Genomic DNA, 12,876 nt, shown 5'->3' with positions numbered 1-12,876 from the left:
CGGCGCACGCAACGGAGCGCTGCATGAGCGAAAAGCCCTGGCAGCGGCGCCCGTCGGCGCTCTCCCGGCAGGCGCTGGTGCTGTATGCCGCGCTGATCGTCTACGGTTCGTGGTATCCGTTTTACGGTTGGCGCTCGCTCGGCCTCGCACCGTTCGCCTTTCTGTCCGATCCCTTGCCGCAGTACCTCACGGCCTTCGACGTGATCACCAACGTGCTCGGCTACATGCCGTTCGGCGCGCTCGTGGTGCTCGCGGTCTATCCGCGCTGGCGCGGCCCGCTGGCGGTCGCGTTGGCCTTCGTGCTGGGCGGACTGCTGTCGGGGACCATGGAGGCGGTCCAAACCTATCTGCCCACGCGCGTCGCTTCCAACGTCGATCTGGCCGCCAATGCGCTCGGCGCGCTGCTCGGCGCGGCGATCATGTCGCCCGCCACCGGCGCGCTGCTCGATCGCGGCTTGTTGCGGCGCTTGCGGCTCCTGTGGTTCGAACGCGACCGTGCGGCGCTCGCGTGCCTCATCTTCTCGTGGCCTTTCGCGACGATGTACCCGGCGCCCCGCCTGTTCGGTCTCGGCAACTGGCCGCGCGCGTTGTGGCTGCGCTTCGATTCGACGACACAGGATGCGCTGCTCGCATGGACGCCGTTGCGCTGGCACGTCGGCGCATGGCCGGCACGGGTCGCCGCGTGGCTGCCCGTCGACCTGTGGGAAGCGGCGATCACCACCCTCAATCTGTTTGCCGCGCTCGCGCTGGCGTCGCTGGCGGTGCGCCGTCATGCGCCGCGCGTGCGACTGTTGATCGCGTTCATCCTCATGACCTTGGGCGTCAAGGTGGGCGCGACGTTTCTACAGTCGCAGTCGGGTCTGACATTCGACTGGGCGACCTCCGGCGCACTCGCCGGGCTTGCGTGCGGCACCGTCGCGGCGCTGCTGGCGCTGCGCTTGCGGCGCCGCTCGCGCGCGGCGCTCGCGGCCTGCGCGCTGACGGTCGCGCTGGTGTTCGTCAATCTGCTGCCGGTGAATCCGTATTTCGACGTCGTGCTGGCGGACTGGCGGCAGGGGCGGTATCTGCATTTCAACGGTCTCGCGCACTGGCTCGCGTGGATTTGGCCGTACGCGGCGCTGGTGTGGCTCGCGTTCGTCGTCGAGCAGGCGTGGCTCAAGCGGCGCGTGACGCACGTTTGACGGCGCGTGGGGCGCCGGTTTGCCCCGGCGCGTGAAGAAGCCGGTGCGGCCGCCACCTCCATGCGTAGCGCGGACCCGGCGATGCACGGCCCGCCGCCAGCGATCGCGAGCCCCGCTCGCTATAATCGTCCGCATTACCGACAGGCGCGCCGTGGCGCATCCAGCGCCCTTTCCACTCTTACAGCCTCGCCACCGCACACATGGATTCCTTCTACAAGTACCACGTTTTCTTCTGCCTCAATCAGCGCGAACCCGGCGCCGATCGCCCAAGCTGCGCGAACTGCAACGCCCAGGCGATGCAGGAGTACGCGAAAAAACGCGTGAAGCAACTCGGCCTCGCCGGCCCCGGCCAGGTGCGCATCAACAAGGCCGGCTGTCTCGACCGCTGTGAGCTCGGCCCGACGCTCGTCGTGTACCCCGAAGGCGTCTGGTACACGTATATCGACGAGAGCGACATCGACGAAATCGTCGATTCGCATCTCGTGAACGGCAAGATTGTCGAGCGCCTGAAAATCGATCAATAAGCGTCCCCATGAACGTACACACGAAGAAGTATCTGATCGACGGCCCGGTCGGCAAGATCGAGGTCGCGCGCGATCTGCCCGACGGAACCCGTGAAAACGGCGCCGCGCCGCGCGGCATCGCGCTGGTCGCGCATCCGCATCCGCTGTTCGGCGGCACGATGGACAACAAGGTCGCCCAGACGCTGGCGCGCACGCTCGTGCAGTTGAACTACGTGACGTATCGCACGAATTTTCGCGGCGTCGGGCAAACGCAAGGCGAGCATGACGCGGGCATCGGCGAGCGCGACGATCTGCGCGCCGTGATCGATCACATGCGCGCTGAAGCCGGGCAGGGCGATCTGCCGCTTGTGCTCGCGGGTTTTTCGTTCGGCACGTTCGTGCTGTCGCACGTCGCCGCGAAGCTGCGCGAGGAAGGCCAGGCAATCGAGCGCATGGTGTTCGTCGGCACGGCGGCGAGCCGCTGGGAAGTCGCGCCGGTGCCGGACAACACGCTGCTGATTCACGGCGAAACCGACGACACCGTTCCCATTCAATCCGTTTACGACTGGGCCCGGCCGCAGGAATTGCCCGTGATCGTGATTCCGGGCGCCGAGCATTTTCTGCATCGCAAGCTGCACATTCTCAAGCGGATCATCGTCGACGCGTGGCGCTGAGGGGCGGGCGGCGCGCGTTTTCCGGGGTACAGGTACGCACAAACGGCAATTAATCGCCGCGCCCCGCGCATGGTTGGCGAGATAGCGCGCGTATAATGGGCGCTCTTTTTTGGGCGCAGCGCCGCCCACCCGGCAGTTCGCGCGACGCGTGGCTTCTTCTCGCGCGCAGCGGTGCCGGATGCGAGGCGTGCTGCGCGAACCGACCGCGTGGCCGGAAGTCCAACGGGCGCCGCGCCGTTTTACGGCCAGACGCTCGCCGACCGGCTCTTCCAACAATGCGCCCTGCGCACGATGTACTTTTCCGCACGAATCGACCCTATGCGTTTCTCAACTTTCGGCCGCACGTCATTTCCATCCGCTGTTTCCTTCGTTCCTAATACGCTTGGCCGTGCCGTCACCCTCGGCATCGTGTTGCCGGCAACCCTCGTTGCCAGCACCGCGTTCGCGCAAGTGCCGCCGCCGGCGGTGAACGCGCGTTCGTGGGTGCTCGTCGACGCGACCAGCAACCAGGTGCTCGCATCCGGCAATCCCGACGAGCGCGTGGAGCCGGCGTCGCTCACCAAGCTGATGACCGCGTATCTCGTCTTCGAGGCATTGCAGACGAAGAAGATCACGATGGAGCAAACGGTGATGCCGGGCGAAGCGGTGCGCCGCGTTCGCACCGACGAATCGCGCATGTTCATCGAATCGAATAAGCCGGTCACCGTGCACGACCTGGTGTACGGCATGATCGTCCAGTCGGGTAACGACGCGGCGATCGCGCTGGCCGAACTGGTCGGCGGCAGCGAGTCGCAGTTCGTCAACATGATGAACACCGAGGCGCAGCGCCTCGGCATGAAGAACACCCATTTCGCCGACGTGAACGGCATGCCCGATCCGCAGCACTACACCACCGCGGGCGACCTCGCGGTGCTGTCGGCGCGTCTGATTCGTGACTTTCCCGACTACTACAACATCTTCTCGGTCAAGGACTTCACGTACAACAAGATCAAGCAGCCGAACCGCAACCGTCTGCTGTGGATCGACCCGACGGTCGACGGTCTGAAGACCGGCCATACGCAAGCTGCCGGCTACTGCCTGATCGCGAGCGCGAAGCGTGAGCTGCCGGGCACGCCTGGCGCGGCGCGCCGTCTGGTCACGGTGATGATGGGCGAGCCGAAGGAACACGACCGCGTGCAGGACAGCCTGAAGATGCTGAACTACGGCTACACCGCGTACGACACGGTGCGTCTGTACAAGGCGGCGCAGGTGGTGGGCACGCCGCGCGTCTACAAGGGCGCGCAGGACACCGTGCAGATCGGCGTGAAGAGCGATCAGTACATCACCGTGCCGAAGGGCATGGCCGACAAGGTGAAGCCGCAGATCGAGCAGATCGATCCGCTGATCGCGCCGATCGCCAGCGGTCAGCAGGTCGGCACGGCGAAGCTGGTTGCGGACGGCAAGGTGCTGGCGCAATTCCCGGTGGTCGCGTTGCAGGCCGTGCCGCAAGCCGGCGTGGTGGGCCGCGTGTGGGATTCGCTGATGCTGATGTTCAACAAGAAAAAATAAGCGCCCAATCGCGATGACCGCCCTTTCCGATGTTTCGTTCGACCCGATCGTTTATCTGAACGGCGAACTGGTGCCGTTGTCCGAAGCGCGCGTGCCGGTTCTCGACCGCGGCTTTATTTTCGGCGACGGCATTTATGAAGTCGCGCCGCTGTATGCGCATACCGGCGGCCGCACGGCGTTCCGTTTCACGCAACATCTCGCGCGCCTCGCCCGGTCGGTCGACAAGATCGGCATCGTCAATCCGTTTAGCGACGCCGGCTGGCGCGAGTTGATCGAGCGCGTGGTCGCGGCGAACGAAGCGGACGCCGGCCTCAGCCCCGAGCAGGACGCGATCGCCTACATCCAGGTCACGCGCGGTGTCGCGAAGCGCGCTCACGCGTTTCCGGCCGGCATTCAGCCGACCGTGTTCGTGATGGTCACGCCGCTCAATCTGCCCGGCGCCGCGCAGCGCGCGCAAGGCGTGCGCTGCGTGAGCGCCGAAGACCGTCGCTGGCTCAATTGCGACATCAAGTCGGTGTCGCTGCTCGGCAATGTGCTGATGGCGCAATACGCGGCGGAAAACGACGCGTTCGAGACGATCCAGTTTCGCGACGGCATGCTGACCGAGGGTTCGTCGTCGAACGTGTGGATGGTGAAAGACGGTGTGTTGTCCGCGCCGCCGCGCAGCCACAAGATTCTCGAAGGGATTCGCTACGGGCTGATCGAAGAACTGGCGAGCGAGTGCGGCATCCGCTTCGAGGCGCGCGAGATCGCCGAAGCCGAATTGCGCGCGGCCGATGAGATCATCGTCAGCTCGGCCACCAAGGAAGTGCTGCCGGTCACGCAACTGGACGGTCAGCCGGTTGGCGACGGTAAGCCGGGCGCGGTGTTTGCGGCGCTGTACGCGGCGTATCAGCGCGCCAAGGCAAAGCAGGCGCGAGAAGCGCGGCAAGGAGTGGAAAATGAGTTCCGTGAACGAATCATTGCTTGAGTTTCCGTGCGATTTTCCGATCAAGATCATGGGCAAGTCGCACCCCGAATTCACCGAGACGATCGTCACGGTGGTTCGGCAGTTCGATAGCGAAGTCGACGCCGCAAACGTCGAGACGCGGCCGTCCAGCAGCGGCAATTACACCGGCCTGACGGTGACGGTTCGCGCCACCAGCCGCGAACAGCTCGACAATATCTACCGCGCGCTTACCGGTCACCCGATGGTGAAGGTGGTGCTTTAACGCCTGCGCGAGCGTCACGGCGCGGCGCGCAAGGCGTCCGCCGTCTGCTCGGTGTCTGCCGCGGGCCGCGCCTCGCAAGCCCGCTCGAAAAGCTGCTTGAAGCGGCCCACCTCGTCGAACACCCAGTCGCGGAATGCCTTGACCCGCGCGGTTTCGAGCATCTGCGGCGGGCAGATGAAGTAGTACTGCCACGGGCTCGGCCCATCCACATCGAATAGCCGCACGAGGCGCCCCGCGGCGATCTCGTGCATCGCCAGCGAACGGCGCGTGAGCGCGACCCCCTGGCCGTCGATGGCCGCTTGCAAAAGATTCGACGAATCCTGATACAGCACGCCGCGTTTCGGCTCCGGCCAGTCGGTGAGGCCGGCGGCGTCGAACCACGGACGCCACAATTCGTCGTCGGAGCGCAGCAGCGGTACCTTGGCCAGATCGGTCGGCGTTTGCGGTAGCTTGCCGCCGTTGAAGGTCGGCGCGCACGCCGGAAAGAAAATCTCCTCCAGCAGAAGCTCCGAATGCAGCCCCGAATATTTGCCGAAGCCGAAACGGATCGCCACGTCGACGTCGTCGCGCGCGAAGTCGGTTAGCGCGTTGGTGGACAGCAGTTCGAGATCCCACTGCGGATGCGCTTCAATAAAGCTGCCGATGCGCGGCGTCACCCAGCGCGCCGCGAACGAAGTCAGCATCGACACGACCAGCCGCCGCTCACGGTCGCCCGCGCGGATTTCGCGGGTGGCGTCGGCGAGCGCCATGAGCGCCGAGCGCACCTGTGCGGCGTAGCGCCGGCCGGTTTCGGTGAGCCGCACGCGTTTGCCGTCGCGGGCGAACAGCGAGACGCCCAGTTCGGCCTCGAGCGCACGAATCTGATGGCTGACGGCGCCGTGGGTGACGAACAGTTCGTCGGCGGCGCGCGAGAAGCTCTCATGGCGGGCGGCGGCCTCGAATGCCTTGACTGCGTTCAGGGCGGGTAATTGCCGGAGATCCATCGAAATTTTTCTCACATAGAGGTGAAAATAGATCGTTTTGCGTCAACCCTTGCTACGCCTACGATTGTAGCCATGAAACGATTTTTGGCGAGGGCATCATGCGAGAAATTTCCTCTAGCATTGCGTTTGAAATCCGCCGTGGCGAAACGGTTCCGATGAAGGTGGCGCGCAGCACCAGGCTCGTCGTGCACGGCGGCGCGGTGTGGGTGACACGCAGCGACGACACGGAAGACTATTGGCTGCAACCCGGCCACACGCTACGGCTTCGGCGCGGCGAGCGGCTCTGGCTGAGCGCCGAGGACAGCGCGCAGGCGAAGGTGATGTTTTCCGTGCCGACGCGCTGCGACGAACGCGCGTTGAACTGGTTCGCCCGGGTTGGCGAACGGCTGGCGGCGCGCATGCGCGGCGGCTGGCGGACGGTTTGAGCGGGGAATCGCTCACTGGCAGGCCGCGGCGCGCGGCTCGCCGCGCATGTCCGGCGCATGCCGCGCTTCCGGCGTTCGCCTCGGCGGCGGCGCCGCGCCCGGCGGGGATCGCCGGTTTTCGGTAAACTAGCGCCACCATGTGCGCCACCCCGGTTTCCCCGTCTCCATTGTCCGCCGCGGCGCCGCTCACGCTGCGCTGGCGCGGCAGCGAACCTTACGAAGCCAGTTTCGAAGCCATGCGCGCATTCACCGACGCGCGCACGGCCGACACTCCCGACGAAATCTGGCTGGTCGAACATCCTCCCGTCTTCACCTTGGGCCAGGCCGGCGATCCGTCGCATCTGCTGGCGGCCGATAGCGGCATTCCGCTCGTCAAGGCGGACCGGGGCGGTCAGATCACGTATCACGGGCCCGGTCAGGTGGTGGCCTACCTGCTGCTCGATTTGCGCCGCCGCAAACTGATGGTTCGGGAACTGGTCACGCGGATCGAGCAGGCCGTGATCGACACCCTCGCGGCGTATAATCTCGCCGGAGAACGCAAGGCGGGCGCCCCCGGCATCTACGTGGCGCCTCATCCGCAAGCCGGCTTGCACGCCGGCGCGAAGATCGCCGCGCTGGGTCTGAAAATCCGCAACGGCTGCAGCTATCACGGCGTGAGCCTCAATGTGAACATGGACTTGCGGCCGTTTCTGGCCATCAACCCATGCGGCTACGCGGGGCTCGAAACAGTCGATATGGCGACGCTCGGCGTTGCCGCCGGCTGGGACGACGTGGCCCGCACCCTTGCAGCACGCCTCACCGCAAACCTCGACGGCAGTCCCGCGGCCGTCGCCCAACCGCAGGCCGGTGCGATCACCGCCTGACTGGACCGAACGAATGACTGACGTTACCGCGAACCTCGCAACTTCTCCCGCCGCCGAAGCCGTGCCGGCTTCCGCCGCCTACGACGCCACCGCGAAGCAGAAGGCGCAAGCCAAAACCGCCCGCATTCCGATCAAGATCGTCCCGATCGAAAAATTGAAGAAACCGGATTGGATCCGCGTCAAGGCGGCGACCGGCAATTCGCGCTTCTACGAAATCAAGCAGATTCTGCGCGAGCACAATCTGCACACGGTGTGTGAAGAAGCAAGCTGCCCGAACATCGGCGAATGCTTCGGCAAGGGCACCGCGACCTTCATGATCATGGGCGACAAGTGCACGCGCCGCTGCCCGTTCTGCGACGTCGGCCACGGCCGCCCCGATCCGCTGGACACCGAGGAGCCGGGCAACCTCGCGCGCACCATCGCCGCGCTGAAGCTGAAATACGTGGTGATCACCAGCGTCGATCGCGACGATTTGCGCGACGGCGGCGCGGCTCACTTCGTGGAGTGCATTCGGCAGACGCGCGAGCTGTCGCCGGAAACGCGCATCGAAATTCTGACGCCGGACTTCCGCGGCCGCCTGGATCGCGCGCTCGGCATTCTGAACGCCGCACCGCCCGATGTGATGAACCACAACCTCGAAACGGTGCCGCGTCTGTACAAGGAAGCGCGTCCGGGTTCGGATTACGCACATTCGCTGAAGCTGCTGAAGGACTTCAAGGCGCTGCATCCGGACGTCGCCACCAAGTCCGGCCTGATGGTCGGCCTCGGCGAAACCGAGGAAGAAATCCTGCAAGTGATGCGCGACCTGCGCGAGCACGACGTGGACATGCTGACGATCGGCCAGTATTTGCAACCGTCGGAACACCATTTGCCGGTGCGCTCGTATGTGCATCCCGACACGTTCAAGATGTACGAGGAAGAAGCGTACAAGATGGGCTTCACGCATGCCGCCGTGGGCGCGATGGTTCGATCGAGCTACCACGCCGACTTGCAGGCGCACGGAGCAGGCGTGGTCTGAGCGGGTTGATTACGGTCGGTTTGAAAAAAAGCAAAGCCCGCACATGTTGCGGGCTTTGTTCTTTTTGGCAAGCGAACTGTGAGCGCTGGAATCATGCGCTCACGGAACATGCGAGCGGACTACCGATAGTAGCGCGCGAGCAGCATTGAGATCGAAGCCAGCGTTGCACCAATTAACGTGAACGGGTACATGAGGTCGATAAAGCGATTGCGCAGCGCGCGATTCTCGATGAGGTGATCGATCAGATTCGGCATGTTGGCTCTCCCTGTTAGGCTCGGTGAAAAAGTATAGTGCAATCGCCTTGGTGTTGGTTAGGCTAGCGAATAATGAGATGCGGAGAAAGAGGCGGCGACGGCTGCGGTCATGAATAGCGAAAACCACATCAGCCTTCGGTCGCACGGTTCTTCGCTGTCGTTTCGCGCGGGGTGATACACCGCGTCAGCCGCAGCGAACGATACGAGGATCGACGCCAGCGAGCCGTCGGTTCGTGCGTCGCCTAGCGCAGAGCCAATCTCATAACAAGCACTCGCGCACATCGAAATGACGACCCAGAGAAGCTGTCCGTCTTTGATGGCTTTTATCGCAATGCCCTGCGACGCCCGCCGAAAAACGCGCGATAAACTCAACAGGGGCAGCAGTGCAATCGGCCCAAACACCGGCACGCCGACATTGAAGAACAGCCAGCTCAAACAACTGAATACGAAGACCATGGCGGATGCGAAGAATGGCAACGCGAAGATCATCGCGCTGCGTGCCGCACGCGGTCAATCTGCCGAACGGCCAGCTTGCGCAACTGGATATCGACGCGTCATCATTCGCGAGAACCCATGCAGTGCCCGTTGCAGGTTGCTCAGTCGCGGCATCCAGGCGCTGGAGCCGCGGTTAACACCGTCGAGGCGACGCCTGTCGATTCAAGCAAACAGCTCGATCACCGGCCAGCCGCGTTCTGCCGCAATCGCTCGCAGCCGCGCGTCGGGATTCGTCGCGACCGGGTGCGTGACGCGCTCCATCAAGGGCACGTCGTTGATCGAGTCGCTATAGAAATAGCTCTGCGGAAAATCCTGCAAGCAATGGCCGAGCGACGCCAGCCAGCTCTCGGTGCGCGTGATTTTGCCTTCGCGAAAAGTCGGCACGCCCACTGAGCTTCCGGTAAAGCGCGCGAGCGGATCGCCGTGTTCCGTGTCGAGTTCGATCCCGAGCAGATGCTCGAAGCCCAGCGCCTTGCCGATCGGCTGTGTGATGAACACATTGGTGGCGGTAACGATGCAGCACAAATCGCCCGCCTCGATATGGCGTTGCACGAGTTCGCGCGCGGCCGGCAGAATCGCCGGCGTGATCACGTCCTGCATGAACTGCGCATGCCATGCGTCGAGTTGCTCGCGCGAGTGGCGGGCGAGCGGCGCCAGCGTGTAGTTCAGATAGTCGGTCATATCGAGCGTGCCGGCCACGTACTGCCGGTAATACTCGTCGATCTCTTGCGCGTGCCGCGCAGCGCCCTCTATGCCCAGGCCCGCAATGAAGTGAGCCCACGCCTGATCGCTGTCGAGCGGCAGCAGCGTGTGGTCCAGGTCGAACAGCGCAAGATTGCGGCTCATCCAGCGTCCTCGTGATCAAGTGGGCGAACGAAGTAAGTAGCGGAGCGATGAACGACGAAACATGCGTCCACAAAGGTCGACGCCATTCGTACACCGCGTGCCACCGAGCGTATATTTAAAAGCACAAAATTACAATAAGGCAAAATTGTGCAACACTACTGCATACGCCCCGGGTGCCGGTTCGCGCGGCATGCGGTTCGGGTCATGGCAGCAGGAACGGACGCGCAGTGCCTTATGTTGATACTCCTTAACCTCCTGGCCGGTGTGGCGCTCCTCGTGTGGGGCTCGCACATCGTGCGTACCGGCATCCTGCGGGTGCTCGGCGCCGATCTGCGCAGCGTGCTCGGCCGCAGCACCAGCAGCCGCTGGCGCGCCTTTCTGTCGGGCGTCGGCGTAACGAGCCTGGTACAGAGCAGCAATGCCACCGCGGTGATCGTCACGTCGTTCGCGGCTCAAGGTCTGGTGCCGCTGACCAGCGGCCTTGCGATCATGCTCGGCGCCGATGTCGGCACCGCGCTGATGGCGCGGGTCCTCACACTCGACCTTTCATGGCTGTCGCCGATTCTGGTTCTGTTCGGCGTGCCGCTCTTCCTGTCGCGCAAGCAAACGCGCCTGGGGCAGGTCGGGCGCACGCTGATCGGGCTCGGCCTGATTCTGCTGGCGCTGCATCTGATCGTCGAGGCCGCCCAGCCGATGACGCAAGGCGCCGGCGTGCGCGTGATGTTCGGCGCGCTGACCGGCGACACCATGCTCGATGCGCTCGTCGGCGCGGCGTTCGCCATGCTGTCCTATTCGAGCCTCGCCGCGGTTCTGCTCACCGCGACGCTCGCCTCGTCCGGCGTGATCTCGCTGAAGGTCGCGTTGTGTCTGGTGATCGGCGCGAATCTCGGCAGCGGCGTGCTCGCGCTCATGGGTACCGTCGCGCAAAATTCGGCGGCGCGGCGGCTCGCGTTGGGTAGCTTCGCGTTCAAGCTGGCCGGTGCGCTGCTGATCCTGCCGTTCACCTCGCTGCTCGCGCGCGGTTTGCCGGTGTTGATCGCGAATCCGCGCGAAGCCACGGTCGGCTTCCATCTGATCTACAACGCGCTGCGTTGCTGCGCGTGCCTGTCGCTGATCGACCCGGTCGCGCGCATCTGCACCCGCGTGCTGCATGACCGCCCGCTGCCGAACGGCGAACTGCGGCCGCTGCACCTGGATACGGCAGCGCTGTCCACGCCCACGCTCGCGCTCGCGAATGCCTCGCGCGAGGCGCTGCGCATCGGCGACATCGTGCGGACCATGCTCGACAACGTGGCGGAGCTGATTCACCACAACAACCTGGACAAAGCGCGCGAAACCGTCCGCATGGACGACGACGTCGACGAACTCTACGCCGCGGTCAAAACGTACCTCACGCTGATCTCGCGCGAGCAGTTGGACGAAGCCGACAGCCGCCGCTGGACCGACATCATTTCGCTGACGATCAACCTGGAGCATGCGGGCGACATCATCGAGCGGATCGTCGGCGATATCGAGGAGAAGAAGATCGCGCACCGCCTTTCGTTTTCAGAGGAAGGGCTGGGCGAACTGGACGACCTCCAGGCGCGGCTCGTCAGCAATCTGCAACTTGGCCTCTCCGTGTTCCTCAATAACGATCTACGTTGCGCCGAGCGACTGTTGGCCGAGAAGGAGCGCTTTCGCGACCTGGAGCGCGCGTATTCCTACAAGCACCTCGATCGTCTCGCGGGACAGAGCCTGCGCAGCATCGAGACCAGCGCGTTGCATCTGGACCTGATCAGCGACATGAAGCGGCTCAACTCGTTGTTCTGTTCGACCGCCTATCCGGTGCTCGACGCAGCCGGCGCGCTGCACGACACGCGCTTGCGCAAACGCGTGCTCGATACGATGCATGTGAAGGAATAGGCGCGGGCGCCCGATCCTAGGCCAGCACGATTTCTTCCAGCTTCTTTTTTAGCGATGCAAAGTCGGCGGCCTCGGCCGCCTTTTTGTTGGTGACGAGCACGTCGATCCGATCGATCGGGCAATACGAAATGCGGCTGCGCTGGCCGATCTTGCTGTAGTCGGCGAGGATGATCACGCGGTCCGCGTTGGCGACCATCGCGCGCGCCACTTCCGTTTCGGCGTGGTCGTAGTTGGTCGCGCCATGCCGGTGGTCGACGCCGACCGGCGACAGCAGCGCCATGTCCGCGCGATAGCGCTGGATGTCGAGCACGGTAGTGGCGCCGGTGGTCGCCATTGCGCGGTCGCTGATCGAGCCGCCGAGCAGGATCACTTCGTTGGCCGCGTCGGCTTGCTCCACGGCGCCGCGCATTTTCAGCGCGACGTCGATCGAGTTGGTGACAACGGTGAGATTCGCCAGTTTCGCCAGTTGTTCGGCGAGCGCCGCGGTGGTCGTGCCCGCGTCGATGAAAAGCGTCTGGCCGCTCGCGATCAAACCGGTGGCCGCCTTGGCAATCGCCGTTTTGGACTTGACGCGCGTGTGAGCGCGTTCGGCGATCGGCGCTTCGTCGGCGGGTCTGATTGCGCCGCCGTGCACGCGCCGCAGTTCGCCGAGCGCTTCGAGATCGAGCAGATCGCGCCGCACGGTTTCGCGTGACACGCCAAGGTCCGCCATGATCCGTTCGGTCGACACGCGTTGAAGCGTCGACAACAACGCTCGAATTCTCTGATGACGGTCTTCCTGCCACATGCGTTTTTCCCTGGATGCGAACGCGCGTTACACGACTTTGTTTCTAAGGACGACATCGTGGACACGAATGTGTGTCCGGGCGATGTCAAGCGTACTACTTTAGCCGGATTGTGTTGTATTTTTTTGGCAGCTTGCAAGTTTGTGTATTTCAACTTAGCCTTCGCAAATCATAGCGTCGTGCCTATT

At 64.2% G+C, this 12,876-nt stretch carries 15 protein-coding genes; 10 read left to right on the top strand and 5 right to left on the bottom strand.

What is annotated here, in order from left to right; translation table 11 throughout:
* Positions 1-23: 23 nt before the first annotated feature.
* The 6 genes from ACTJLC_RS14615 (at position 24) to ACTJLC_RS14590 (ending at position 5,117) form a co-directional block, all read left to right on the top strand.
* Positions 24-1,181, top strand: a complete 1,158-nt coding sequence (locus ACTJLC_RS14615) for a VanZ family protein (protein ID WP_440844333.1) — start codon at positions 24-26, stop codon at positions 1,179-1,181.
* Positions 1,182-1,381: 200 nt separating this feature from the next.
* Positions 1,382-1,705, top strand: a complete 324-nt coding sequence (locus ACTJLC_RS14610; RefSeq protein WP_073429334.1) for a (2Fe-2S) ferredoxin domain-containing protein — start codon at positions 1,382-1,384, stop codon at positions 1,703-1,705.
* An 8-nt stretch (positions 1,706-1,713) separates the two neighbouring features.
* Complete coding sequence (locus tag ACTJLC_RS14605; RefSeq protein WP_073429335.1) at positions 1,714-2,358, top strand: alpha/beta hydrolase; 645 nt, start codon at positions 1,714-1,716, stop codon at positions 2,356-2,358.
* Between the two features lie 318 nt (positions 2,359-2,676).
* A complete protein-coding gene (locus tag ACTJLC_RS14600) occupies positions 2,677-3,906 on the top strand; it encodes a D-alanyl-D-alanine carboxypeptidase family protein (RefSeq protein ID WP_073429447.1) in 1,230 nt (409 codons plus the stop codon).
* A 13-nt stretch (positions 3,907-3,919) separates the two neighbouring features.
* Positions 3,920-4,876: a D-amino acid aminotransferase gene (locus ACTJLC_RS14595; protein WP_440844330.1), complete on the top strand. Its 957-nt coding sequence runs from the start codon at positions 3,920-3,922 to the stop codon at positions 4,874-4,876.
* Positions 4,848-5,117 (top strand): DUF493 family protein, encoded by a 270-nt coding sequence (locus tag ACTJLC_RS14590; RefSeq protein ID WP_073429337.1) that lies wholly within the window; start codon positions 4,848-4,850, stop codon positions 5,115-5,117. The genes ACTJLC_RS14595 and ACTJLC_RS14590 overlap by 29 nt, the downstream gene beginning before the upstream one ends.
* A gap of 14 nt (positions 5,118-5,131) precedes the next feature.
* Here ACTJLC_RS14590 and ACTJLC_RS14585 read toward each other — a convergent pair whose 3' ends face one another.
* Positions 5,132-6,100 carry a transcriptional regulator GcvA gene (locus ACTJLC_RS14585; protein ID WP_440844327.1) on the bottom strand — a complete coding sequence of 323 codons (969 nt, stop codon included), beginning with the start codon at positions 6,098-6,100 and terminating at the stop codon, positions 5,132-5,134.
* A 98-nt stretch (positions 6,101-6,198) separates the two neighbouring features.
* Here ACTJLC_RS14585 and ACTJLC_RS14580 point away from each other — a divergent pair, with 98 nt between their 5' ends.
* The 3 genes from ACTJLC_RS14580 (at position 6,199) to lipA (ending at position 8,406) form a co-directional block, all read left to right on the top strand.
* The gene (locus ACTJLC_RS14580; protein ID WP_440844325.1) at positions 6,199-6,525 is read left to right on the top strand and encodes a DUF2917 domain-containing protein; all 327 of its coding nucleotides are present in this window, start codon (positions 6,199-6,201) and stop codon (positions 6,523-6,525) included.
* A gap of 137 nt (positions 6,526-6,662) precedes the next feature.
* Positions 6,663-7,388, top strand: coding sequence for a lipoyl(octanoyl) transferase LipB (gene lipB, locus ACTJLC_RS14575; RefSeq protein ID WP_440844323.1), 726 nt, complete (start codon positions 6,663-6,665; stop codon positions 7,386-7,388).
* Between the two features lie 13 nt (positions 7,389-7,401).
* A complete protein-coding gene (gene lipA / locus ACTJLC_RS14570) occupies positions 7,402-8,406 on the top strand; it encodes a lipoyl synthase (RefSeq protein WP_073429341.1) in 1,005 nt (334 codons plus the stop codon).
* Positions 8,407-8,525: 119 nt separating this feature from the next.
* Here the strand turns inward: lipA and ACTJLC_RS14565 are convergent, their stop codons facing one another.
* From ACTJLC_RS14565 to ACTJLC_RS14555, 3 genes are all read right to left on the bottom strand, one after another.
* Positions 8,526-8,660 carry a hypothetical protein gene (locus tag ACTJLC_RS14565; RefSeq protein ID WP_268801995.1) on the bottom strand — a complete coding sequence of 45 codons (135 nt, stop codon included), beginning with the start codon at positions 8,658-8,660 and terminating at the stop codon, positions 8,526-8,528.
* Positions 8,661-8,717: 57 nt separating this feature from the next.
* Positions 8,718-9,149, bottom strand: coding sequence for a hypothetical protein (locus tag ACTJLC_RS14560; protein ID WP_440844321.1), 432 nt, complete (start codon positions 9,147-9,149; stop codon positions 8,718-8,720).
* A gap of 168 nt (positions 9,150-9,317) precedes the next feature.
* On the bottom strand, positions 9,318-10,001 hold the full coding sequence (locus ACTJLC_RS14555) for an HAD family hydrolase (RefSeq protein WP_440844319.1): 684 nt from the start codon (positions 9,999-10,001) through the stop codon (positions 9,318-9,320).
* A gap of 234 nt (positions 10,002-10,235) precedes the next feature.
* On the opposite strand from ACTJLC_RS14555, the gene ACTJLC_RS14550 reads away from it, so the two are divergent.
* Positions 10,236-11,903 (top strand): Na/Pi cotransporter family protein, encoded by a 1,668-nt coding sequence (locus ACTJLC_RS14550; RefSeq protein ID WP_440844317.1) that lies wholly within the window; start codon positions 10,236-10,238, stop codon positions 11,901-11,903.
* A gap of 16 nt (positions 11,904-11,919) precedes the next feature.
* Here the strand turns inward: ACTJLC_RS14550 and ACTJLC_RS14545 are convergent, their stop codons facing one another.
* Positions 11,920-12,690, bottom strand: a complete 771-nt coding sequence (locus ACTJLC_RS14545; protein WP_073429344.1) for a DeoR/GlpR family DNA-binding transcription regulator — start codon at positions 12,688-12,690, stop codon at positions 11,920-11,922.
* Positions 12,691-12,876 lie beyond the last annotated feature (186 nt).

The organism is Paraburkholderia sp. 22099 (assembly GCF_052045835.1).
Lineage (GTDB): Bacteria > Pseudomonadota > Gammaproteobacteria > Burkholderiales > Burkholderiaceae > Paraburkholderia > Paraburkholderia terricola.
Note: the sequence above shows the minus strand (reverse complement) of the source record. Positions and strands in the feature narration are given on the sequence as shown.

Coding starts and splice junctions, on each gene's coding strand:
- ACTJLC_RS14600 (WP_073429447.1), top strand. CDS start 2,677: ATGCGTTTCTCAACTTTCGGCCGCACGTCATTTCCATCCGCTGTTTCC.
- ACTJLC_RS14610 (WP_073429334.1), top strand. CDS start 1,382: ATGGATTCCTTCTACAAGTACCACGTTTTCTTCTGCCTCAATCAGCGC.
- ACTJLC_RS14560 (WP_440844321.1), bottom strand. CDS start 9,149: ATGATCTTCGCGTTGCCATTCTTCGCATCCGCCATGGTCTTCGTATTC.
- ACTJLC_RS14550 (WP_440844317.1), top strand. CDS start 10,236: ATGTTGATACTCCTTAACCTCCTGGCCGGTGTGGCGCTCCTCGTGTGG.
- ACTJLC_RS14555 (WP_440844319.1), bottom strand. CDS start 10,001: ATGAGCCGCAATCTTGCGCTGTTCGACCTGGACCACACGCTGCTGCCG.
- ACTJLC_RS14580 (WP_440844325.1), top strand. CDS start 6,199: ATGCGAGAAATTTCCTCTAGCATTGCGTTTGAAATCCGCCGTGGCGAA.
- lipA (WP_073429341.1), top strand. CDS start 7,402: ATGACTGACGTTACCGCGAACCTCGCAACTTCTCCCGCCGCCGAAGCC.
- ACTJLC_RS14605 (WP_073429335.1), top strand. CDS start 1,714: ATGAACGTACACACGAAGAAGTATCTGATCGACGGCCCGGTCGGCAAG.
- ACTJLC_RS14585 (WP_440844327.1), bottom strand. CDS start 6,100: ATGGATCTCCGGCAATTACCCGCCCTGAACGCAGTCAAGGCATTCGAG.
- ACTJLC_RS14565 (WP_268801995.1), bottom strand. CDS start 8,660: ATGCCGAATCTGATCGATCACCTCATCGAGAATCGCGCGCTGCGCAAT.
- ACTJLC_RS14545 (WP_073429344.1), bottom strand. CDS start 12,690: ATGTGGCAGGAAGACCGTCATCAGAGAATTCGAGCGTTGTTGTCGACG.
- ACTJLC_RS14590 (WP_073429337.1), top strand. CDS start 4,848: ATGAGTTCCGTGAACGAATCATTGCTTGAGTTTCCGTGCGATTTTCCG.
- lipB (WP_440844323.1), top strand. CDS start 6,663: ATGTGCGCCACCCCGGTTTCCCCGTCTCCATTGTCCGCCGCGGCGCCG.
- ACTJLC_RS14595 (WP_440844330.1), top strand. CDS start 3,920: ATGACCGCCCTTTCCGATGTTTCGTTCGACCCGATCGTTTATCTGAAC.
- ACTJLC_RS14615 (WP_440844333.1), top strand. CDS start 24: ATGAGCGAAAAGCCCTGGCAGCGGCGCCCGTCGGCGCTCTCCCGGCAG.